This is a genomic window from Enterococcus sp. 4E1_DIV0656 (assembly GCF_002140695.1).
Taxonomy (GTDB): Bacteria; Bacillota; Bacilli; order Lactobacillales; family Enterococcaceae; genus Enterococcus_D; species Enterococcus_D entomosocium.
On the sequence record NZ_NGLF01000002.1, the window covers coordinates 339,052 to 362,572 of the forward strand.

Sequence of the window (23,521 nt, forward strand, 5' to 3'; positions counted from 1 at the left end):
TTATTTTCCCTCCTCAATCAGTTTTTGCGCCACTTCTGGATCAAGCAATGGATAACCGAGGTTTTCCCGTTCTGCTACAAATAGTTTTGCTACTTGACGGGCCATATTACGGATACGTGCGAGGTACCCAGCACGTTCAGTGACGGAGACTGCGCCACGAGCATCCAACAGGTTGAAGGTATGGCTGCATTTTAAGATATAGTCGTAAGCTGGATGAACTAAGCGTTCATCGATACAGCGTTTTGCTTCTTTTTCAAAACGATCGAAGTTCCCTAAAAGCAAGTCTTGGTCACTGACTTCAAAGGAGTATTTTGAATGTTCATACTCAGGTTGGCGGAAAATCTCACCATATTTGACACCTGCAGACCATTCAAGATCGTAGACACTTTCAACTTCTTGAATATAAGATGCTAGACGTTCTAAGCCGTAAGTGATCTCTGATGTCACTGGCTTACACGCTAAGCCACCAACTTGTTGGAAGTAAGTAAACTGGGTGATCTCCATCCCATCTAACCAAACTTCCCAACCAAGACCTGCACAACCCATTGAGGGGTTTTCCCAGTTATCTTCGACGAAACGAATATCATGTTCTAATGGATTGATCCCTAAAAGACGCAAGCTTTCTAAATAAAGCTCTTGAATATTTTCAGGAGAGGGCTTCATCACGACTTGGAACTGGTGGTGCTGATACAAACGATTTGGGTTTTCCCCGTAGCGGCCATCAGCTGGACGGCGAGAAGGTTCTACGTAAGCGGCGTTCCATGGTTCTGGACCGATTGCACGTAAAAATGTGTATGGGCTCATGGTTCCAGCCCCTTTTTCTGTATCATAGGCCTGCATCAGCATACAGCCGTTTTCAGACCAGAATTTTTGCAAAGTCAAAATCATCTCTTGCACAGTTAGTTTACTCATCTTTTTCTTCCTTTCTTATAACGCATTGACGACAGGATAAAACTCGGCAACTGATCCGGGGATCAATTTTACTTCGACCACGGCATCTGCTTCTAAAATATCAGATAAGTCGTAAAGCATTTGGTCTGGACTCGTTGTAAATTCATGTAAAAGCTGTTCATCCTTTAAAAGGCGAACCTGCAGTGGAATACTTGCTAATACTTTGAGCTTTTTTTCGGTAAACGCACTTGCTGGAATCGTCATATCAAATAACATAAAAAAACCTCCTTTGTTTTTGGCTATTCTTGGTGTGAAACATAAAAAAGTCCCTATATCTATACAAAGTGTATAGATATAGGGACGATACATTCGCGGTTCCACCCTACTTCCGACAAGTCGGCAGCTTCATTGATCATGCTCACGGACGCCTGCGAAATAAGGTTCCAACTTGGCTTTCACTCTCCCAAGTTCGCTTCATGGAATGGTCTTCTTTCTTTCTTCCGGTCATAGCACGGATTCGATTACCATTATGATAGTAGTTGAAGCTAGGGTTTGTCAATGATTAATTTGAACTTTTATCCTTCTGGACCTAAATCCGCCTGATCATGAAAGACGATCTCATCAGCGATTTTCCCATCACTTTCAAAAACAATGATCTCATTCATTCCAGTTTTTAAAAACGGCGCCGGGACGTACAAGCGCTGCTGCGGTCCTTTTTCCCAGAAACGGCCGATCATATGACCATTGACTTGGACAAACCCTTTGCCCCAGCCCGGCAATTCGATAAAGGTATCTGCACATTCATCAAAAACACATTCAAAGCGTGAGAAACTTGGTTGGCCTTTTTGCCATTTCCCTTGGAAATCAATGGCATGCAAATTATCCATCGGCAAGGGATAGATTTCCCAGTTGCTTTGGAATGCGCCATTAATGATCACACCGTCTTTAATGCCTTTGTGCTGATGGTTCATTTTAACGGAATAATTGACCCGCCCCATATTCTCCACCAAGATCCCCAACTCGTTTTCTGATTCTGATAGATCGAAACTGTAGGATTGACCGATTTCTCGATCGTAATCGATCCGCAAAAGTTCCTGGTTGATAAACGTATGGGCACGATCCATCGTATTGATCAGACGGTAGTCGGCAATCTTCCGTGCAGGCCCAATCAGTGAGCGATAGTAGATATAACCTGTCGCTTGATTGCAGGCTTCCATCGATAAAGGGTAATTCCTTATGATCGGTTGACTGATCGTGTCGATCGTCGAAAACAAGGAGACTCGTTCTTTCACTGAGAATGTTCCATAAGCTTTTCGCTCAAGTTTCATACTCAAGGGAAACTCAGGAATTTCCGCATAGTCAGCGATCACTTTTTTGAAGGCTTGGTATTTGGCAGTAGGTTCTCCCCATTCTGTCAACAAGGCATCATAATCATAGCTAGTGACATCCGGCGCTAAGCGCTCGTAATAGTTTGACCCGTTCATAAAGCCAAAATTGGTCCCGCCATGGAACATATAAATATTGACAGAACCTTCTGCCAAGCAATCCTGAAGTTCCTTTACTGCATCAGCCGTTGATGTTGTATGATGATGGTCATCACCCCAAGCATCAAACCAGCCGATCCAAAATTCCATGACCATCAGTGGCCGTTTTTCTCCGTGAAATCTTCGAAGTTTTTCAAAGTTTTCCTTGATGTTGGAGCCGCAGTTGATCGTAGGCAATGCCAAGTCTTTGATAGTGCCGTTTTCTAACATATCGTGCCAAGGTCCGTCAGAGGTCACTAACGGCGTTTCTACACCCTGTTGCCGCATCGCAGCCACCATTTTCCGCAAATACTCTTTATCATTGGCGTAGCTGCCGTATTCATTTTCTACTTGCATCACTAAAATCGGACCGCCTTGGGTGATCTGCAGATCCCGCACTTGTGGAAACAAATGGGCGAAATAACGAGTGATTTTTTCCATAAATGGTGGATAATCAAACCGAAGCTTCATCATGGGATCTTGCAAAAGCCAATAAGGCAGTCCCCCAAATTCCCATTCTGCACAAATATAAGGTGCTGGTCGCAAAATGACATAAAGCCCTACTTCTTGTGCCGTTTGGATAAATCGCCGCAAATCAAGGATCCCCTCAAATTGATAGACGCCTTCCTGTGCTTCATGGAGATTCCACGGAACATAGGTTTCCACAGTATTACAACCCATCAAGCGTAGTTTCTCTAATCGATCTTGCCAATATTCAGGAACGACCCGAAAATAATGGATCGCTCCAGAGATCACTTTGAACGGCTTTTTGTCTAGATAAAAGTCATCTTCGATAGCAAAAGTTCGCATCAGTTACGCTCCTCTTTGACGATATAGGTGGTGTATTGTGTCAGCATCATTTCTGAAGAAAGAACCTCACCCGTCAGAAGATCCGTCTTTCCAACAAACATTGCTGGCAACGGTTGTGCTTCTTCGTGGAAATTGATGATAACGAAGAATTTCGCCTCTGCATTTTCACGACAGGCAACTTCTAGTTTTGTTGCTTCCTCGATCACTGGGGTGATATCGTTTTCTTCGACAATCGTTTTGAAAAGCTGATCTTGCAGCTGATCTTCCAACTGTCCACCAAAGTAATAGACGGTGCCATCGCCAAACATATTTTTCGTCACTGCCGGCATTCCTGCATAGAAATTGCTTGTGTAATGCGCTAGCGCTTCGGCGGTTTCTAAATGGATCAAATCGCTGACTAAATTACTGGTTCCTGTCAGTTCTTCATTGACTAAGGAAACGCCGTTTGATTGTTCTGGGGCTAATGCATCGATTTCTTCCACCCAGATGCCAGCTAACTCCCGCAATGGCCCAGGATAGCCCCCTAAGTGAACGTTGTCAGATTGATCAACGATACCGCTCATATACGTGGTAAGTAAAGAACCACCTTGTTTGACGAAATCAGTGAGCCGCTCTTGCATTCCTTCTTTGATCATGTAGAGAACAGGTGCTGCGACTAATTTGTATTTTGATAAGTCAGCATCCACGGGAACCAAGTCGACGGCAATATTTTGTTCATGAAAATAACGATAGTAGCGATGGATCTGTTCTACATACTTCAGATCAACGGTCGGACCACTCGTATATTCTAATGCCCAATAATTGTCCCAATCGAAAATCACGGCAACCTGTGATTGAGTTTGCGTCCCAATAATGTCTGAAAGCTGCGCTAATTCAGCACCAAGAGCTGCCGTTTCTCGGAAAACTCGCGTGTCTTCATGACCGACATGTTCGATAACAGCTCCATGGAATTTCTCACAAGCACCGATGGAACGTCGCAATTGGAAATATTGGATCGTGTCCGCCCCATGAGCGATCGTTTGGTAGCTTTGCGCCCGCATTTGTCCCGGTTTTTTTAATGAGTTATAGGGTTGCCAGTTTTGTTGAGAGGGTGTTTGTTCCATCAGCATAAAGGGCTGTTGTTTCAAGCCGCGCATTAGATCATGTGTCATGGCTACTAAACTCCATGGCGTATTATACGCTGGATAATTATCCCACGAAATAAGGTCCATTTCCTTCGCCCACTTGAAATAATCCAGTCCTTTAAAGGTTCCCATCAAATTCGTTGTAATCGGTGTCGTGGGATCGATTTTCCGAATAGCGTCCCGCTCCATCATATAGTTTTTTAAAAGGCTATCCGAGTTGAAGCGTCGGTAGTCAATAGAAATTCCTGCAAATGCCGTCTTGTCATAGCCGATTCCTTCTGACAGCGCATTTGGCAGAACGATTTCATCCCATTCATATACAGTATGACCCCAAAATTCCATATTCCAGGCTTTATTCAGTGCTTCGATCGTTTGATATTTATCCTTTAGCCAAACACGAAACGCTTTTTCACAGTTGTCGCAATAACATTCGCCGCCGTATTCATTATTGATGTGCCAACAAGTCACTTGTGGATTTTCGCCGTAACGTTCGGCTAATTTCGTTGCCAGACGTTCTGCGTATTTTTGATAAACCAAACTATTGGGACAGGCATTATGCCGTTGCCCAAACTTATGATGGCGTCCATCATAATCGGTGCGAGCGACTTCCGGATACTTCTTAAACATCCAAGCTGGCAAAGCGGCTGTGGAAGTGGCTAAGACGATGTCGAAGCCCTCCGTACTTAATTTTTCGATGATTTGATCCAATTCCTCAAAATCATAACAATTTTCAGAGGGTTGGATCTTTGCCCATGAAAAAACATTGACGGTCGCGCTATTGATACTTGCTTTTTTAAAGATCCGAATGTCTTCTTCCCAAATCTCTTTCGGCCACTGATTTGGATTATAATCGCCGCCGAATAGAATTCGATCAAAAAATTTTGTCATATAAGTGAACGCTCCTTTAAAATAAAATGATTTCTACTCTCTTATTGTAAGGCTTTTCATTTTGTTGTAGTATAATACATGAAACACTATTTTATAACTTTTCGAAACATGGAGGTTGAACATGCCTATTTATTTTTATCAAACAAACCAGCAGTTGCCTTTGTCGCTTGAAAGTATCGGAAACGATTGGCCACAAGATGACGTTGTTCGTCTCGATGGCTACCCTTACTTTCATTGGCTGCAGACAGAACAAGGAGAAGGTCGCGTCACCTTTGGTCAAGAATCCTTTATTTTACGTCCCAGTGAAGGCATCTTGATTTTCCCTTTCACTCCTCATCGCTACTATCCCTTATCAGATTGGAAAACCTCCTTCGCTACCTTTCAAGGACCTTTGGCAGCTGAGATATTAAAACAATTTACAAGTCAACCTTATCTTTTAGTTGAAGAGTCTAAAACTTTTTCCTATATGACTTGGATCAAACAACGCATTAAAGAAGACCCAAAAATCAGCTGGGATCCGTTACGGGCTTCTAGTGAGTGTTATCGTTTTTTGCTGGCGATCATGCAAGAGCGCTCTGGGAATCCAACCGAAAAACACCCCTTGTTTCAACAATATCTGGTCCCTGTTATACAAGAAATCGAAACCAATTATGATCAGGCGATCACGATCAAAAACTTGGCTGGTTTAGTCTATGTTTCGCCTCAATATCTCTCTCGGTTGTTCCAGCGTTTTTTAGGACAATCCACCGCCCAATACTTATTAAACTATCGCATGACCCGTGCCAAAGAGCTTTTGGTGGCACAGCCGGATCTGCCCATTCAGCAAGCCGCTTTTGCTGTAGGGTTTCAGGATGCGAGTCACTTTACCGCATTATTCAAAAAAAGAGTCGGCTTAACTCCATTGAAGTTTCGCCAACTCTATCATTGATTTTTCGGTTTTAAGACGTCTTGCCATTGCCCCATCTGATCGATAAACTTCTTACTTTTTAAATGAATGCCCACATATTCATCATACAATAGATCGATCACTTGTCGAATCGCTGCTTTCGTTTCTGGCTTTAATTTGATCGAAGCAATCTGCTCGTAGGATATTTGCGAAAATAAGCGAATAAAATGGATCGCACGAGAATCCGCATGATAGCGACGTTCGTCCATCCCCCAGTGTTGTTCGCATAAAATACCGCTATACTTTGAGGAATAGTCAAACCGACCGTCGGTTTTTCCGCAGATGGCACAATGGGTCCAATTCGGAGTGATCCCGAAACGGTGCAAAATCTGGATCTCAAAGATATTGGTGATGATCTCTGCGTCGTTCCCTTGATCCATTAAGTGCAATGCCTCATGTAAAAATTGGTATAGATGTGGGTCATAGACCCGATCATCGATAGCAGAATCAGCCAAATTCAACAAGTAGGTCGCATAACCAGCAATAAAAATATCACTTTGGATCGTACGAAAAGGATGGATGTCTTTGGCATTGTTTAAAAAGGACAAGCCTTCCGTTTTGATGGTTCCCATGTAGGTGGCTTCAGTATAGGAGAGCAACGCTGGTGCCAAGGGGTTATTTTTCCGATGAGCACCCTTGACATAAAACATTTGCTTCCCGGCAGATTCCGTAAAGATTTTGACTAGCTTGTCTTTTTCTTTATGGTCCTTTGAAAAAAGCAAAATTCCTTTTGTTTCAACAAGATTCATCGTCGCACCTCATTTCTTGAAAAAAACTGATCCAGTTCGCTAACTGCATCAGTTTTTCCTCTTTAAAGCAGACCGTGATGGATCTGCCTTTCCTTAATACTCATCTTTACGATAGCCGTAATCCGTTAAGAAGGTTTGCTTGTCGCGCCAATCTTTTTGAACTTTCACCCATAATTCCAAGAAGACTTTGTCATCTAGTAAGTGTTCAATATCTAGACGGGCTTTCGTCCCGATCTGCTTCAGCATTTTACCGCCTTTACCGATGATAATGCCTTTTTGGCTGTCACGTTCGACAATGATCGTCGCTTGAATATGCACCTTATCATTATGATCTCGTTTCATGGAGTCAACGACGACCGCTACCGAGTGAGGCACTTCATCTCTGGTCAGAAGCAAGACTTTTTCCCGTACCAGCTCGGAAACGATAAAGTATTCCGGATGGTCAGTGATTTGATCTTCTGGGAAATACTGAGGACCTTCAGGCATTTCATCGACCAATAGTTTCATTAGCGTTTCGAAATTATTGCCTTCCGTTGCAGAAATCGGTACGATCTCGGCAAAGTCCATTTGTGAGGAGTAATCTTCAATGATTGCCAATAAAGCATCCGGATGGACTTTATCAATTTTATTGATCACTAGGAAAACCGGCGTCTGGCTTTGACGCAACCGTTCGATGATAAAATCATCACCCTTGCCGCGCTTTTGATCGGCACTGATCATAAATAGTGTCACGTCAACTTCACGAAGTGCGCTATAGGCGGTTTCCACCATAAAATCGCCCAGACGGTGTTTGGGTTTATGGATCCCTGGTGTATCGATAAAGATGAGCTGTGCGTCATCTGTCGTATAGACCCCTTGGATTTTATTACGAGTCGTTTGCGCCTTGTCACTCATGATCGCGATTTTTTGTCCTACAACTCGATTTAGTAGTGTGGATTTCCCAACATTTGGCCGTCCGACGATCGCAACGAAGCCTGATTTGTGTGTTGTCATTGTTGTTCCCCTTTATCTTGTGGTTTTAGTGCGTATCAGAAGAGCTGCAGTAATTTTGGCAAGAAGATGATCGCTGCGACCACTAATGCAAAAACTGCGGTCATCAGCACAGCACCAGCTGCCATATCTTTGATTTTTTTCCCGATTGGATGGAAATGAAAGTCCGTAAACATGTCAACGACATTCTCAAAGACTGTATTGATGATCTCCACGATCCAGACCAAGAAAACGGCTAACAGCAGCCAAAGCCATTCCATTTGATTCAAACGGAAAATAAAACCTGCAATGATCGCAACGATGCCTAACCCAACATGTTTACGCATATTACGTTCCTCTTTAAAGACAGTTTTTATACCGGTGAAAGCAAATTCGATTGACGAGATAAACTGTTTATTTTTCCCAATATTCTTATCTTTTGAGTCCATAGGCATCCAGTATTTCCTTTTGCAATCCAAACATTTCCTTTTCATCTTCTGGTGTCATATGATCATAGCCGTTGATATGCAAGAAACCATGCAGCGCCAAGAAACCAAGTTCCCGATTATAGGTATGCCCATATTCAGCAGCTTGTTCCTTTGCCCGTTCAATGGAGATCATAATGTCTCCTAGATCACGAGGCATCTCTTCAAGGGCTTCGTCAAAAATAATCGGCATCTCCTCCGCCGTTTCTTCTTCGAAGGCAAAACTGATGACATCTGTCGGCATATCTTTGCCGCGATACTCCCGATTGATTTCTTGGATGGCTGCATTGTCCATAAACGTGACGGACATTTCCGTATCCTCTGGAAGGTCTAAATGTCCTGCAGCAAATTGCAGAAGTCCTTCGATCTCTTTGATCTTCGTTTCCCCCACTGAATTTGTCTCATCTAAAAAGGTAATCTCCATTAGCGCTCTCTTCTTTCTTGTTCTTCTTTCATTTTCTCTGCTTCCGATTTCATTTTTGGGTATTTGATCCGTGAATGGAAGGTACTGCATAGTCCGTTGACCAGTGATTTTTCAATCATCCGGATTTCTTTCAACGTTAGTCCCGTTTCATCTAATTGACCGTCTAAGATCCGATCATTGATGAGATTCGCAACAAATTCTTGAATTTTTTGATTGGTCGGATTTTCCATCGCTCGAACAGCTGCTTCACAACTGTCAGCGATACTCACGACACCCGCTTCTCGTGTCTGCGGTTTTGGCCCAGGATAACGGAAATCTTCTTCTGTCACCTCGGGATTACGCTCTTGAGCTTTTACATAGAAATAACGCATCAGAGTTGTGCCATGGTGTTGACGGCAAATATCGATCACCATCCGCGGCATTTTGGCTTCTTCGAGAATTTCCGCTCCGTCGATCACGTGACCGAAGATGATTTGTTTGCTGTCTTCCGGCAGCAAAAAATTATGCGGGTTTTCGGCACCAGCAGGTAAATTTTCTACGAAGAAATTGGCATGTTTGACTTTGCCAATATCATGGTAATAACAAGCCACGCGGGTCAGTAAGCTTTGCCCACCGATCTCGGCGACGGCATTGGCGCTAAGATTAGCAACCATCATACTGTGATGATAGGTCCCTGGTGCTTCTTCCAGCAACTGCTTCAATAACGGGTGGTTCGGGTTACTCAATTCATTCAACACGATCATACTTTCATCCGTTACCAATAATTCGATATATGGATGCAACCCCATCGTCAGCAAATAGCTAAGAAGCGAGCCGGCCAATCCACAGACGAGTGTTGTCCACGTATTGCCGCGGGCCAAATCCATTCCTTGGAAAATGACCAACATGATGCTTAAGAGTAATGGGAAAACGATCACCCACATGACTGCGATTTTCCCTTGACTGGCGATACGTGCTCGTTTGATCATCGTCCCCATCAACCCAGAGAAGAGATAGGTCACTAAAACAGTCGTCAACAAGTTGGTCCCGCTGGAATCAAAGTAAATGAAGAGTGCACTGACCACTTGGAAAATCGCGGCTAATATCCCTAAACGTCTGCTGGAGAAAATGCTTAGAATCAGCGGTGTAAAGGCTGCTGGGAAAAAGAGCGGGATAAAGGTCACTAATTCTGATTGGAACAGTTGGAAAAATTTCATGATCAAGATACTGAATGCCATCGCCAAAATATAAAAAGTGACGGCGTTCATTCGCTTTTCAACATCTTTTGTCTGTCTTGTATAATAAAACAGCATGAGCATTTGTAAGCAGGTCGCTAAAACTAAGGCGATTAATGGAAAAACTGAGAAGGTCTGATTGGTCATTCCTAAAAGCTGCAGCTTTTCCAATGCGTTGGCATCGATCTGTGATCCTTCACGAACAATGATCTCCCCTTGATAGATCATTACCGGTGGAACAGCATCCATGGCGGTTTGTCTCGCTTCTTCCGTCCGCTTTTCATTGGGAATATCATTGACGACGATTCCTTGATTGACAATGAAGCGTAAAACGGACGCCATATCCGAAGTAACATCTAGAAATTGGATCTTGTCTTCCGCCTCTGAGCGGAAAGTACTGAGTTCTGTTTGACGGATCTGTTTGGCCATTTGCTCGTCTACTAGCTGCAACGCATAGGTTCGTACCGTATTCAATTCATCGGTACTTAATGAAAACAATGTCGACAAAAAATTATTCGTCAATGACTGATAGAAATCGAGTTCATCATCACTCATTTTTTCAAACTCTTTTTTTAAGGCTGCAATGTATTCATCCGTACTCGGTTTAGGGATATTTTCATCCTCATCCGCCTCAGCAACTTCTTTTGCATGTGTCTCATCCGTTGATTTTTTGACTGAATCAACTAAGTCAAAAAGGTGGTCGATGCGATCGTGCTGTGTCTGCGCTAGAGTATCCTGATAGGTGTACTCTGGCGGAACCGCTTCTGCTGCCAATTTGCGTTTTTGTTCCGTTGCAGTAGTGTTTTCGATCGTTTTATTGGCACGAATGTTTTCTTCCGCCACCTGGCCTTCGCTATAATCGACATTATTCTGTTTGACACTGGTGTACATGATACCAATCGAAAAAAGAAAGAAGAGAAACATCAAAACTGGTAAATAAAACTTCCCGAGTCTTTCTCTAAGTTTCCGTAGTGGTTGAATGATCATAGTTCTCCTCCTGAAAGACGATCAGCGCTTGTCTTTAAGATCTGCTTCTTCATAAGCTCGAATGATATCGGCCACAACTGGGTGCCGCACCACATCTCCTGCTTCAAAATTAGCAAAAGCAATTTTAGGGATTTCCTGCAACGTTCGCTCCGCATGGATCAAACCGCTTAAAGTCCCTTTTGGCAAGTCGATCTGACTCGTATCGCCATTGACGATCATTTTGGAGTTGAATCCTAAACGCGTCAGAAACATTTTCATTTGAGCGATCGTCGTATTTTGCGCTTCATCTAAAATGACAAAGGCATCTTCTAATGTACGCCCTCGCATATATGCTAATGGTGCGATCTCAATGACGCCTCGTTCCATCAGACGGTTCGTATGATCCATCCCGAAAATTTGATACAACGCATCATAAACCGGTCGCAAGTAAGGATCGACTTTTTCTTTCAAATCGCCTGGAAGAAAGCCAAGGTTCTCTCCTGCTTCAACCGCGGGCCGTGTCAAAATAATCTTTTGCACTTGACCTTTCTTTAAAGCAGCGATCGCCATTACGACGGCCAGAAAGGTTTTTCCGGTTCCGGCTGGTCCGACCCCAAAGACCACATCATGTTTACGGACAGCTTCGATATATTTCTTTTGACCGGCATTTTTTGCCCGAATCGGTTTCCCATTACGGTCCTTGATGATTTCTTCTTCATACATATCTTTGAAATAATCAAGACTGCCTTTGTTTACCATGTTCAAAGCTGTGATCACATCAGGAGTACTGATATTGATGCCTCGTTTGATCAACTCTTGCAACGCTCGGATCACGGATTGTGCTTTTTCTGTAGCTTCCGCTTCGCCGACGATTTGGATCAGCTCCCCACGAGTGTGAATGACCGTCCCCGTCGAGTCTTCAATGATTTTAATGTTCTTATCGTGAGCACCTAAGAGTAAACGAACGTCATCGTTCTCACTAAGTGTTATCTCGATCGTCATAGTTTTGTCTGTCAAATATGTTACAGCTCCTTTTTTGGCGTTCTTATTAATAATAACATAAGATGGAAAAAAGAAAAATTACTTATAAAGTCCAAGGGTAGTTTCCTTTTTGTCCTTATGCTTTTTTTAAGTTTTTGAAATCAGAAAAAAAGCCGCGAGCATGTCATCCATACTCGCGGCGTGAGCTTACATTTGATCCAATAATTCTTTAACGATCGCATTGACTTGATTGCCGTCTGCTTTGCCTTTGACTTGCGGCATTACAGCACCCATCACTTTTCCAAATTCTTTGGAAGAAGAAGCACCAGTCTTTTCAATCGCTCCAGCAACGATTTGGCGGATTTCCGCTTCATCAAGTTGTGCTGGCAAATATTTTTCAACAACTGCAATTTCAACTTTGACTTTCTCAGCTAGATCATTTCGGTCAGCTTTCTCAAACTCATGTAAAGAGTCCCGACGTTGCTTCATCTCACGAGATAAAACGGTCAACTCTTCTTCTTCATTCAAGTCAGAACCTTTTTTGATCTGCTCATTTTGAATTGATGCTTTCAACATGCGGATCACCTGCAAGGTTTCCTTGTCTTTGGCTTTCATCGCTGTCTTCATGTCATCATTCAGTGTACTTAGTAGTGTCACACTACCAGCTCCAATTCTCAAAACAGTAGAAAATTAGAATTTTTTGCGTTTTCTAGCTGCTTCAGATTTTTTCTTACGCTTTACGCTAGGTTTTTCGTAAAATTCACGTTTACGAGATTCCTGTAAAGTACCCGCTTTTGACACGGAACGTTTGAAGCGACGAAGAGCATCGTCAAGTGATTCGTTTTTGCGAACGACTGTTTTTGACATGTAAATTCCCTCCCTCCGAGCTTAAAAAGTAACCGTAGTTGTTATTGAAATAAAATCCCAAAAAACACGACTGTCCTTTAAAAATTATAGCTAACCCCTGAAAAAGTGTCAAGGCATTCTGTTAAAAAAGTCTTCGATACTGTCAAGTTTGTTTGGGTTTTCATTGACATTCTTCACAACGACCCAAAATCTCGAAGCGATGACCCTCGATCAAACAACCGGGAAGCTGTTCTTGAAAGAAGTCCATTGGGCAAATATGCAGTTCTTTTGTTTTGCCACAAACCGTGCAAATAAAGTGATGGTGATGATGGTCTTCTAATTCTGCACAACAGTTATAGCGAAACTTCATCTCACCGTTCAGTTCTGTTTCTTCTAAAATACCGATCTCAGAAAAATCGTGCAAATTCCGGTAGATCGTATCATAACTCAAGCCAGGGTACTTTTCCGACATGTATTCATGAATTTCTTTTGCCGGTAAATAGCGATTGCGTTTCACTAAATAGGTAATGATCGCTTCTCTTTTTTTCGTATTTTTAAAGCCATTTTCTTTCAACGTTGTCATGGCATGCTCTATGAGCGTTTGATTTTTCATCGTAGACCCTCCTGATAAATCAAAATCATTCCGATTCTATCAATCTTAAGTATGGTATAATGAAATCAATAAAAAAGCAAGAGAGGATTTTTCTTATGAAGCCAAATGAACCAGAACAACTAGACTTGCAAGAAAAATTGCAAACCAGTGCTGCAGTGACGATGTTCGTTTTGTCGGACTCTGCCGGTGAAACAGCATCGAAGCTTGCCCAAGCGACAATGGCACAGTACCCCAGCGTCGAATTTAACCTTTTTAGACGCACGTTTATCCACACGAAAGAGCACTTGATCAAAGCATTATCAGATGCTAAGAAACACAATGCCATTATCCTTCACACTTTGATCAAAGAAGAACTCGTGGATTTGACGAATCATTTTTGTGAAGAAGCGGATCTCTATCATTTCGACGTATTAACACCGCCTGTCAGTGAAGTGGCACGCCGCACTGGAGTAGCACCTTCACGAGAGCCAGGGGCTTTGCACCACCTGAACGAAAATTATTTCAAACGCATCAAAGCCATGGAATTTGCGGTCATGTACGATGACGGAAAAGACCCTCGTGGCTTCTTGGAAGCAGATGTCGTGTTACTAGGGGTTTCTCGAACCTCAAAAACACCGTTGAGTCTATTTTTAGCGAACAAAAACTTAAAAGTCGCTAATTTGCCTTTGGTTCCACAAGCCCACATCCCGAAACAGCTCTGGGAAATCGATCCGAAAAAAATCGTCGGGTTAACAAATGATCCGAATGTGTTAAACAGTATCCGCAAAGAACGGATGCGTTCTTATGGCCTGAACCCTGACTCTGCATATTCCGATATTGAAAAAATCAAAGCAGAGCTGACGTTTGCTAATGATCTTTACGAGAAATTAGGTTGTGTCGTGATCAATGTCGCTTCCCTTTCCATCGAAGAAACCGCCTCAATGATTTTAAATGCATTAAACTTAGAAGACCATAGCTATTACACTTCAGAGACAAAAGACTGAAAACGATAAAGCAATAAAAAAAGATGAACAGACTGCCGTCTGCTCATCTTTTTTAGGATATCTATCATTTCAAAGTTTTTTTAAAAAACTTGCAGCCCTTCACGATCGATTTGTAATTGTTCGATATACGCATTGCTCTCCAAGGCATGTAAAAGTTTTGAGATTCGTTCTGCCCGTTCCTCTGGGACGATCGCTAAGACCGTTGGTCCAGCGCCGCTTAAGAAACAGCCATAGCCGCCTTCTTCTTCGCAAATCTGGCGAATGGTCGACAAGTGTGGCACAAGCTTTTCCCGATAGGCTTCATGAAAACGATCCTGCTGCATCAATTTCCCTGCAAGAGGCAGATTGCCATTGATGACCGCTGCGATCATCACGTTGGCGATCGCACTGGCCTCAACTGCTTGCTCGTGAGAAAGTGTTTGCGGCAAGACTTGACGACTTGCTTCAGTCAAAAGTTCTTCATGAGGAATATAGGCAATGATCTCGCACTCTGGAAAATGATGCTTTACTAAATACGTATGCTTGTGCTGATGATCATAAGCAGCAACTGCAAAATCTCCATAGATCGCTGGTCCAACATTGTCAGGATGCCCTTCAATGGCAGTTGCGATCTCAAGCTTTTGTGCTGCACTCAGATTCATGTGTGCCATTCGGTTGGCTAGTTCAATACCAGCGACGATCACCGAGGAACTACTGCCTAAGCCTCGTGCCAAAGGAATATCCGAACTCATACGGATCTTCAGGGGTTTCATGTCTGGTGCTAATTTTAGTGCCACACGCAAAAGTAAGTTAGTTTCATCGTTTGGGATCTCTGAGCCTAGCTCATGGATGATCTCCCATGTATCGTTTTCTTTTAAAACTTCGATGAACAAATACTTTGACAGGGCAATCCCGCAGGAATCAAAGCCAGGCCCTAAATTCGCACTGGTTGCAGGAACGCGGATCTTCATAACTTGGCAACTCCTTCACGAAGATGCTGGCGCATTTCTTCTAAATCACTCATTTTATTGATCGTAACTTCCGTTGCTTTAATTGCTGTATCAGGATCTTTCAGCCCGTTTCCAGTAAAGACGGCAACGACAGTTTCACTTGGTTTGATTTTCCCTGCTTTCACGTGCTGGATGACACCAGCAAGCGATGCAGCAGAGCCTGGTTCAATAAACACACCATCTTGCGCAGCAATTTTACGATACGCATTCAAAATTTCCTCATCGGTTACTGCATCGATGTATCCTTTTGATTCATCACGAGCGGCTTCTGCCAACTGCCAGCTGGCTGGATTGCCGATACGAATCGCTGTAGCGATGGTTTCCGGCTGTTCAATGACTTCCCCACGAACGATGGCAGCCGCACCTTCTGCCTCAAACCCATGCATTCTTGGCAACGTGGTGCCTTTTTTCTCATGCCATTCTTTGAATCCTTTCCAATAAGCCGAGATATTCCCAGCATTACCAACTGGAATTGCAAGAACATCAGGCGCCTGTCCTAGCTGTTCGCATACTTCAAAGGCAGCTGTTTTTTGTCCTTCTAAACGATAAGGATTGACAGAGTTCACTAATGCCACAGCTTCTGTTTTCGCAATATCCCGGACTGCTTTTAACGCTTCATCAAAGTTTCCTGGAATCGAAATGATGTCCGCTCCATAAACGATTGCTTGCGCCAATTTTCCCATAGCGATCTTGCCATCTGGAATAACAACGTAAGCTTTGATCCCCGCTCTGGTCGCATAAGCGGCTGCGGCTGCACTAGTATTTCCTGTCGAGGCACAAACGATCGCTTTCGCGCCTTCTTCCACCGCTTTTGCCACCGCCATCACCATGCCGCGGTCTTTAAATGAGCCTGTCGGATTCAGGCCTTCGTATTTTCCATACAATTGGATCCCTAATTCATTTGAAAGACTTGGTAATGGAATCAGAGGTGTATTTCCTTCAGCCAGCGACAATGCTGGGGTATTTTCATTAACTGGGAGATATTCCTTGTATTGATGCAATAATCCTTGATACATGTTTATTCCTCCATCACTTTCATTATTTGCACGTTTTGCGTATTCGCGTATGCCTTGAGTGCTACTGTTAGTTCCTTTTCACTGATTGGCTTCGTGATTCCAGCTATTCGTTGGCTTGCTTCATCAAATGCTGTGTGCTTTGATTCAAACCATTCTGGGAAAGAAGCTGCATTAAGGTCTTTACTTGAAAAGGAAACATAGTGTTGCACAGGAACTTCTTGTACCGAAGCCAATGCTGTTTCTTTTTCAAAGGTTAAAAAAGGTTCAACGATCCCGAATGTTTTGTTTTTAGCCAATACCGTCAAATCGGCAACCACACTAGTGGCTGTCGGACGCGATCCAGCCCCTGGTCCATAAACCATCGACTGATCAATTCCGTCGCTTTTGATAAAAATACCATTGAACTCATTTTGGATCGTCGCCAAGGCGTGGTTTTTTGGCACTAACACCGGCCCAACCGATACAGTAAGGGAACCGTCATCAGTCTTTTGAGCTGCGCCAATCAATTTCACTTCATAGCCAAAAGCTTGTGCCTGCTTAATATCTTCTACAGCTAATCCGCGAATACCTTTTGTTGCAACATCAGCAACGTCGATTGTTTTCCCAAAAGCAAATTTGGTCAGGATCACCATTTTATAAGCCGCATCGATACCGTCAACATCATTGGAAGGATCTGATTCGGCAAAACCTTTTACTTGAGCTTGTGACAACGCATCTTCATAGGTCATGCCATCTTCCGTCATTTTCGTCAGCATATAATTGGTCGTCCCATTGACGATGCCAAAAATTCCTGTGATCGTATCAGGTAGATAGTGGGTGCTCAATGTGCGCAAAATCGGAATTCCTCCCCCCACACTGGCTTCATAATAAAGAGAAACACCGGCTTTTTCAGCAATTGCCAGCAGTTCATGTCCATGGGTGGCAATCAGATCTTTATTTGCCGTCACAACATGCTTTTTATTTTCTAAAGCAGCTGAAATAAACGCTTTTGCCGGATCGATCTTCCCGATCAATTCCACAATTACGTCGATGGTCTCATCTTCAAACAACTCATTTGCCTCATTCGTCAAAGCAAACCCATACTTAGCTGCTAACGCAGACTTATCCTCATAAGGCGAAGCTAATGCTTTCGTGATTTGCACACTGACTCCTGTGCGTGCCAGAATGGCTTCTTTTTGCTCTGCCAACACTTGGCATACCCCGGTGCCGACAACACCCATTCCTAATAATCCAATGTTCAATTGCTTACCCATAATGCCCCCTAACTGAAAACGTTATTAAAAACCGTTCATCCAATTTTAATATTTCCACTAGCATACCAAAAACAATAAGAAAAAACTAGGACTTTTGAGAAATTCTCGCCCTAGTTTTAACGGTGATGGATATGTTCGAATGTTTTTTGCAAAATATCCACAACATGTTTGTCATCAAGACTATAAAGGATGGTTTTTCCTTGTCTTTCCGACTTTACGATCCGATTATCTTTCAATAGTTTCAACTGATGAGAGACTGCTGATTGTTCCATATGTACTTGTTCCGCGATTGAAGTGACATTGCGTTCACCCTCTTGAAGGGACAACAAAATTTTTAATCTGGTCGGATCACTAAGCATCTTAAAAATCTGCGTTACTTGCTGAATTTCCTCTAATTTAGGCGGAGTCATCGCGCCACATCCTCTCTTATTTCCTTTTGCATTTTAGCCCTTGATAGACGGCTTGTCAATCAGCGGCCGCCAAACAAGGAGAAGTAATTAGATAAAAGACAAGAATAGATCCAAGTGTCAGAAAATTCCCTTTAGAAGCTTAGGTCCCTCAACAACTGTTCGTTGGCGAAACAAATGCTTCTTTTTCTACCACTCGGATCATTCAGTCAAATTGCAATTTTTTGATTATGAAGGCAGCAGATGACTTTATTCACCTGTGATTTCTTCAATCGCTGCTTGCAGATCAGCAATTTTTTGTTCTGCTGCTTCTGCCGTTTCGCCTTTTACACCAATATAAAACTTGATTTTCGGTTCGGTCCCAGAAGGACGAACCGCAATCCAGCTTTCATCTTCCAAGGTGTATTTCAAAACATCAGAAGGCGGTGTGGTCATTTTTTGTTGGTGACCATCTAAGCCCACACGAGTCAACAGTTTAAAGTCTTCTGTTTGTACGACAGGGGTTCCTGCGAAGACAGAAGGTGCTTTTTCACGGAAAGTCTTCATCAAGGCAGCAATCTTAGTTGCCCCTTCCATGCCGCTCATCGTTACAGAAATCGTTTTTTCTGCATAATAACCGTACTCTTCAAAAATATCTTGCAGACCGTCATACAATGTTTTGTCTGATTGTTTGTAAAAAGCAGCCACTTCTGCTAATAAAACGAGCGCTTGGATCGCGTCCTTGTCCCGTACGAATGGTTTTACTAAGTAGCCATAGCTTTCTTCAAAGCCAAACATAAAGGTTTGAGAATGGTCTTTTTCAAATTGTTGGATTTTTTCGGCAATAAATTTAAAGCCGGTCAATACGTTGATCATATCCACATCGTAGGATTTAGCGATCGCTGTTGGCAATTCACTAGAAACGATCGATTTTAAGACTGCTGCATTTTCTGGCAATGTCCCAGCTATTTTATGGGCTTCTAAAATGTAACGGATCATCAATGCGCCTAACTGGTTACCTGTCAACACTTGGTAGTTGCCATCTGGCATTCTTACTGCAGCTCCTAAGCGATCGGCATCTGGATCTGTTGCGATCAACAGGTCAGCACCTTCTTTTTCTCCTAAAGCAATCGCATATTCAAAGGCAGAGTGCTCTTCTGGATTCGGTGATTTCACTGTACTGAAATTTGGATCGGCAACCGCTTGAGAAGGTTCAATAATGAATTGTTGGAAACCAGCTTGTTTCAACGCTTTCTCCCCAAGCATCCGCCCTGTTCCGTGAAGTGGTGTATAGACAAGTTTCAAATCTTTGCCCACCGTATCGATCAATTCTTGATCGATCGTGACTTCTTTGATCTCTTTCAGATAGGCAGTATCGATTTCTTCGCCAATAATAGAGATCAAGCCGCTGTTTTTGGCTTCTTCTTCACTTAATACAGGGATCTCTAACGGATTTTCAATTTCCCGAACGAATTTTGTCAATGCATCCGCATCTGCTGGTGGCATTTGTCCACCATCTTCCCCATATACTTTGTAGCCATTGTATTCGGCTGGATTGTGAGAAGCTGTGATCATGATTCCAGTAAAGGTTTTTAAGTATCGCACAGCAAAAGATAATTCTGGCGTCGGACGTAAGCTTTCAAAGACGAAGGCTGGAATATCGTGTTTTGCCAATGTTTTTGCCGCTTCCATCGCGAACTCAGGTGAAAAATGACGGGAATCATAGGCGATCGCTACGCCACGACGTCTTGTTTCAGGATCTTGTGTATCCATAAAGCGAGCCAATCCTTCGGTTGCTTGACGAATCGTATAAATGTTCATCCGATTGATACCAGGTCCTAAAATTCCTCGCATACCGGCAGTCCCAAATTCCAAAGGCATATAAAAAGCGTCTTCTAACATCGCAGGATCTGCTTCTAATGCGGTCAATTGTTCTTTTAATTGTGGATCTAAGTGTTCACTGTTTTTCCATTGATTAAATGTTTGTTCCCATGCCATAAAATAACCTCTCCTTTTTCCGTTAAAATGCTCTAAAATTAGTATAACACTACTTACAGATTTCTCAAAGAATAACCAAACGAAAAATAAAAACAGCTGCTATCAAAAGTGATTGACACTTTAAAAATAACAGCTGATTCCATTAAACTATTTCGTTAATTGAGCATCCTTTTGTGTTTCAATAAAATCAAACACTTGTTGACCAGCAATACTGCCATCGCCGACTGCCGTCGTGATTTGACGCAAGCCTTTTTCACGAACATCGCCAACCGCGTAAACACCAGGAATTGAAGTTTCCATCTGCTCATTGGTTAAAATCCAGCCAGCATCATTCGTGATACCGCTGGCTTTGAATGGTTCTGTCAACGGATCTAAACCAACATAGATAAAGACACCGCCAGCAGCTTCTTCTGTCACTTCATCCGTTTTTACGTTTCTGATTTGCACGCCAGTCACGACCATCTCATTGCCTTTGATTTCTTCAACAACAGAATCCCAAATAAAAGAGATTTTCTCGTTGGCAAATGCGCGATCTTGAATGATTTTTTGTGCTCGTAATTCGTCACGACGGTGAACGATCGTTACTTCGGAAGCAAATTGTGTTAAGTAGATAGCTTCTTCGACTGCCGAGTCGCCTCCGCCAACAACAATCAAGCGTTTGTTACGGAAAAAGGCACCGTCACAAACCGCACAGTATGAAACACCGCGTCCCGCGAATTCTTCTTCGCCTTTGACGCCTAACTTTCTATGTACGCATCCTGTGGCAATGATGATTGTTTTCCCTTGATAGGTTTTGTCTTCGGTGGCAACTTCTTTGAATTCACCTTGATCCGTGATGCTCTGAACGATCCCATAGGCATTTTCAACACCAAATTTAATGGCACCTTCATACATTTTAAATGCTAATTCAGGGCCTAAGATTGATTCGTATCCTGGGTAGTTTTCAACTTCAGCCGTATTGTTCATTTGACCGCCAGGTGCGCCTCGTTCAATCATTAGTACTGATAAATTCGATCTTGACGCATAAAGCGCTGCTGTCATCCCCGCAGGGCCTGCGCCGATGATAATTACATCATACATATATTTCCCTCCAATTTGGACTACCCATACTTTACTTTCAAAAGCAAATTCTATCAACTCATCTGCTTACAAAAAATAATAAGATATTCCTGCTTTTACTTTTGAAAATTACATTGACTTTCTTTTCAATTTTTGTAAAATTTTCACGATACGTCTATTATATAGAAAATAAGGAGTCCTTACAATTGAATAAGAAAAAACTTTTAGGAAAATCAGACCGTGAACTGCTTTTCCTCAGCTGGCCGATTTTTGTTGAGCTATTTTTGCGGGTCGTTATTGGGAATGTCAACGTTTGGATGATTTCTCATTACTCCGAGCCAGCAGTAGCGGCCGTCAGTGCTGCCAATCAACTATTGAATTTAACGGTCTTTATATACGGTTTCATCACCGTGGGTACTCAGATCATTATCGCACAACTGATTGGTGCGAAAAAACGCGACCAGATACCCAAAGTCATCAATACCGCTCTCTTTGGCTCATTGTTCATCGGTATTTTGATCAGCTTAATGTTCCTTTTCGGCTCAACCTATCTCCTTCGTTTCATGGGATTGGATGCTGAATTAGTTGCTTTAGGTCATGGATACTTACAAGTGTATGGAGGAAGTCTGTTCCTTTCATCGATCACGGCGGTCATAATTGCTGTCATGCGTAGCCACAGTTTCACAAAACCTGCGTTATTGGTGCCGATGTTTGCTAGTATCCTAGCCGTCATTGGGAATTACTTTGTCTTATATAGCCCCTTTGGTTTACCGAATTTTGGTGTGACCGGATTGGCATTTTCTAGCGTCTTTGGTAATTCGATTGGTTTAATAATTGCCGCAATGTTGCTGAAGAAGCATGTGAATTTTTCTGTTTTATCTGCCCGTTTCTCGAATGTCTCTTGGGGTGTGATGAAAAACATTTTGACTTACGGATTGCCTTCTTCTGGCGAGTCTCTTTCCTATCAAGGAGCGCAAGTCGTAGTGACGATGATCGTGGCTCAACTTGGTGCCAGCGTCTTGATTGCAAAATCTTACGTAACAGCTATCACCCAATTTGTTTATTTGATTGCCTCCGCATTGAGTCAAGGGAATCAAATCATGATTGGCCGCAATGTCGGTGCTGGAGAATACGATCGCGCGCATCAGCGAGGCATGCGCACGATGGTGATCGGGATCATTGCCTCGGTAACGATCTGTTTATTGACTTACTTGTTTATTGAGCCAATCATGGGAATCTTTACCACCAACGCGGAAGTGATCGAGATTGCCAAAGGTGTCTTTTTGGTAGAGATCGTTTTAGAAACGGCGCGTGCAGTCAATATGATCCTTGTGGGTTCCTTAAATGCAAGTGGCGATGTGAAGTTCCCATTGATCTGTAGTCTAGTTGTTCTATGGGTCATCAGCTTACCGTTTTCCTATTCACTGGCGATCGTCTTTAAATTCGGCTTGATCGGCGTTTGGATCGCTTATGCCATTGACGAAGCATTGCGCAGCGTCTTAATGATTTATCGTTGGCACTCCGGTGTATGGAAAACTAAATCTGTCGTTCATCCACAAGAAACAGAACCCGAAGTATTGCCAGAAGCATAATTAAAGTCCAGCGGTCTCGGTGACTGCTGGACTTTTTTGTTTTCCATAAAAAATAAAATGCGCCAAGAAGTTTGCTTGGTTTTTTTGAAGACTTTGCTCTATACTTGTCTCAGAAGCTATCGACTACGATTTACATTAAAAGGAGCGTTTGCTATGTCAATCTATGACTACCAAGCAACATTGGAAAATGGCGAAACTTATTCGCTAGCAAAATACGAAGGTCAACCGCTAGTGATCGTCAATACAGCTACGAAGTGTGGTTTGAGCCCGCAGTTCAAAGAATTACAAGGTCTTTATGAAACTTATAAAGACCAAGGATTGGTCGTTTTAGGGTTTCCTTCTGATCAGTTCAAACAAGAAGTCGGGTCAGCCGAAGAAGCCGCAGCCTCTTGCCGAACCACCTATGGTGTCGACTTTCCGATGCACAAGTTAACAGTGATCAATGGAAAAGACGCGGATCCCTTGTTTCGCTATTTGGAAGAAGAAGCACCTGGCACGCTAGGAAAAGCCATTAAATGGAATTTCACGAAATTCTTGGTGGATCGCCAAGGTAAAGTCGTTGAGCGTTTCGCTCCCCAGACAAATCCTCAAAAAATGATTCCAGAAATTGAAAAAGTTCTTTAAAAAACAGAGAAAGGCGATTTTGAGGACAAAACATGTCATCCTTAAGGTCACCTTTTTGTGATTGCTACAACATAAACATTATACAACAATCACATTGGCGCTTGTCAAAATATCTGAATGTCTATTTCTTCTTAAAGAAACCATTCGTTACAAAGATTTCAAAAAGACTTTAAAAAAAACTGCAGTTGATCC

At 42.7% G+C, this 23,521-nt stretch carries 23 protein-coding genes; 4 read left to right on the forward strand and 19 right to left on the reverse strand.

What is annotated here, in order from left to right; all coding sequences use genetic code 11:
- The 4 genes from glyQ to A5882_RS14960 all read right to left on the reverse strand — a co-directional run bounded on the left by glyQ (nucleotide 1) and on the right by A5882_RS14960 (nucleotide 5,236).
- Complete coding sequence (glyQ, locus tag A5882_RS14945) at nucleotides 1-912, reverse strand: glycine--tRNA ligase subunit alpha (RefSeq protein ID WP_086373041.1); 912 nt, start codon at nucleotides 910-912, stop codon at nucleotides 1-3.
- A gap of 15 nt (nucleotides 913-927) precedes the next feature.
- Nucleotides 928-1,167 (reverse strand): hypothetical protein, encoded by a 240-nt coding sequence (locus A5882_RS14950; protein ID WP_086373042.1) that lies wholly within the window; start codon nucleotides 1,165-1,167, stop codon nucleotides 928-930.
- 299 nt (nucleotides 1,168-1,466) lie between these two features.
- A complete protein-coding gene (locus tag A5882_RS14955; protein ID WP_086332443.1) occupies nucleotides 1,467-3,224 on the reverse strand; it encodes a beta-galactosidase family protein in 1,758 nt (585 codons plus the stop codon).
- Nucleotides 3,224-5,236, reverse strand: coding sequence for a beta-galactosidase (locus A5882_RS14960; protein ID WP_086316205.1), 2,013 nt, complete (start codon nucleotides 5,234-5,236; stop codon nucleotides 3,224-3,226). The genes A5882_RS14955 and A5882_RS14960 overlap by 1 nt, the downstream gene beginning before the upstream one ends.
- A 121-nt stretch (nucleotides 5,237-5,357) precedes the next feature.
- Here A5882_RS14960 and A5882_RS14965 point away from each other — a divergent pair, with 121 nt between their 5' ends.
- Nucleotides 5,358-6,164 carry an AraC family transcriptional regulator gene (locus A5882_RS14965; protein WP_005235493.1) on the forward strand — a complete coding sequence of 269 codons (807 nt, stop codon included), beginning with the start codon at nucleotides 5,358-5,360 and terminating at the stop codon, nucleotides 6,162-6,164.
- On the opposite strand, the gene recO is transcribed toward A5882_RS14965, so the two are convergent.
- The 9 genes from recO to A5882_RS15010 all read right to left on the reverse strand — a co-directional run bounded on the left by recO (nucleotide 6,158) and on the right by A5882_RS15010 (nucleotide 13,429).
- Complete coding sequence (recO, locus tag A5882_RS14970) at nucleotides 6,158-6,931, reverse strand: DNA repair protein RecO (RefSeq protein WP_005235491.1); 774 nt, start codon at nucleotides 6,929-6,931, stop codon at nucleotides 6,158-6,160. The two genes, A5882_RS14965 and recO, sit on opposite strands and share 7 nt — an antisense overlap.
- A gap of 93 nt (nucleotides 6,932-7,024) precedes the next feature.
- The gene (gene era, locus A5882_RS14975) at nucleotides 7,025-7,924 is read right to left on the reverse strand and encodes a GTPase Era (protein ID WP_008378264.1); all 900 of its coding nucleotides are present in this window, start codon (nucleotides 7,922-7,924) and stop codon (nucleotides 7,025-7,027) included.
- 35 nt (nucleotides 7,925-7,959) lie between these two features.
- Nucleotides 7,960-8,349: a diacylglycerol kinase family protein gene (locus tag A5882_RS14980; protein WP_016612211.1), complete on the reverse strand. Its 390-nt coding sequence runs from the start codon at nucleotides 8,347-8,349 to the stop codon at nucleotides 7,960-7,962.
- A complete protein-coding gene (gene ybeY, locus A5882_RS14985; RefSeq protein ID WP_086373043.1) occupies nucleotides 8,333-8,809 on the reverse strand; it encodes an rRNA maturation RNase YbeY in 477 nt (158 codons plus the stop codon). Before ybeY ends, A5882_RS14980 begins: the two co-directional genes overlap by 17 nt.
- Nucleotides 8,809-11,010, reverse strand: a complete 2,202-nt coding sequence (locus tag A5882_RS14990) for an HD family phosphohydrolase (protein ID WP_016612212.1) — start codon at nucleotides 11,008-11,010, stop codon at nucleotides 8,809-8,811. Before A5882_RS14990 ends, ybeY begins: the two co-directional genes overlap by 1 nt.
- A 21-nt stretch (nucleotides 11,011-11,031) precedes the next feature.
- Entirely contained in the window at nucleotides 11,032-12,006 is a 975-nt protein-coding gene (locus A5882_RS14995; RefSeq protein WP_005235484.1) for a PhoH family protein, read from the reverse strand.
- A gap of 171 nt (nucleotides 12,007-12,177) precedes the next feature.
- Nucleotides 12,178-12,627 carry a GatB/YqeY domain-containing protein gene (locus A5882_RS15000; RefSeq protein WP_005235483.1) on the reverse strand — a complete coding sequence of 150 codons (450 nt, stop codon included), beginning with the start codon at nucleotides 12,625-12,627 and terminating at the stop codon, nucleotides 12,178-12,180.
- Between the two features lie 33 nt (nucleotides 12,628-12,660).
- A complete protein-coding gene (rpsU, locus tag A5882_RS15005) occupies nucleotides 12,661-12,837 on the reverse strand; it encodes a 30S ribosomal protein S21 (protein ID WP_002356740.1) in 177 nt (58 codons plus the stop codon).
- Nucleotides 12,838-12,997: 160 nt separating this feature from the next.
- Complete coding sequence (locus tag A5882_RS15010; protein ID WP_008378408.1) at nucleotides 12,998-13,429, reverse strand: Fur family transcriptional regulator; 432 nt, start codon at nucleotides 13,427-13,429, stop codon at nucleotides 12,998-13,000.
- Between the two features lie 95 nt (nucleotides 13,430-13,524).
- On the opposite strand from A5882_RS15010, the gene A5882_RS15015 reads away from it, so the two are divergent.
- Nucleotides 13,525-14,412 (forward strand): pyruvate, water dikinase regulatory protein, encoded by an 888-nt coding sequence (locus A5882_RS15015; RefSeq protein ID WP_008378409.1) that lies wholly within the window; start codon nucleotides 13,525-13,527, stop codon nucleotides 14,410-14,412.
- A gap of 80 nt (nucleotides 14,413-14,492) precedes the next feature.
- Here A5882_RS15015 and thrB read toward each other — a convergent pair whose 3' ends face one another.
- The 6 genes from thrB to trxB form a co-directional block, all read right to left on the reverse strand.
- Nucleotides 14,493-15,362: a homoserine kinase gene (thrB, locus tag A5882_RS15020; RefSeq protein WP_008378411.1), complete on the reverse strand. Its 870-nt coding sequence runs from the start codon at nucleotides 15,360-15,362 to the stop codon at nucleotides 14,493-14,495.
- Nucleotides 15,359-16,417, reverse strand: coding sequence for a threonine synthase (thrC, locus tag A5882_RS15025; protein ID WP_086332445.1), 1,059 nt, complete (start codon nucleotides 16,415-16,417; stop codon nucleotides 15,359-15,361). Before thrC ends, thrB begins: the two co-directional genes overlap by 4 nt.
- Before the next feature lie 2 nt (nucleotides 16,418-16,419).
- Nucleotides 16,420-17,670, reverse strand: coding sequence for a homoserine dehydrogenase (locus A5882_RS15030; RefSeq protein WP_086373044.1), 1,251 nt, complete (start codon nucleotides 17,668-17,670; stop codon nucleotides 16,420-16,422).
- A 116-nt stretch (nucleotides 17,671-17,786) separates the two neighbouring features.
- Complete coding sequence (locus A5882_RS15035) at nucleotides 17,787-18,080, reverse strand: metalloregulator ArsR/SmtB family transcription factor (RefSeq protein WP_005235473.1); 294 nt, start codon at nucleotides 18,078-18,080, stop codon at nucleotides 17,787-17,789.
- A 246-nt stretch (nucleotides 18,081-18,326) separates the two neighbouring features.
- Complete coding sequence (locus A5882_RS15040) at nucleotides 18,327-20,054, reverse strand: phospho-sugar mutase (protein ID WP_086373045.1); 1,728 nt, start codon at nucleotides 20,052-20,054, stop codon at nucleotides 18,327-18,329.
- Nucleotides 20,055-20,201: 147 nt separating this feature from the next.
- A complete protein-coding gene (trxB, locus tag A5882_RS15045) occupies nucleotides 20,202-21,134 on the reverse strand; it encodes a thioredoxin-disulfide reductase (RefSeq protein WP_008378419.1) in 933 nt (310 codons plus the stop codon).
- Between the two features lie 185 nt (nucleotides 21,135-21,319).
- On the opposite strand from trxB, the gene A5882_RS15050 reads away from it, so the two are divergent.
- On the forward strand, nucleotides 21,320-22,705 hold the full coding sequence (locus tag A5882_RS15050) for an MATE family efflux transporter (RefSeq protein WP_008378420.1): 1,386 nt from the start codon (nucleotides 21,320-21,322) through the stop codon (nucleotides 22,703-22,705).
- Between the two features lie 153 nt (nucleotides 22,706-22,858).
- Nucleotides 22,859-23,329, forward strand: a complete 471-nt coding sequence (locus A5882_RS15055) for a glutathione peroxidase (RefSeq protein ID WP_008378422.1) — start codon at nucleotides 22,859-22,861, stop codon at nucleotides 23,327-23,329.
- Nucleotides 23,330-23,521: the final 192 nt, after the last annotated feature.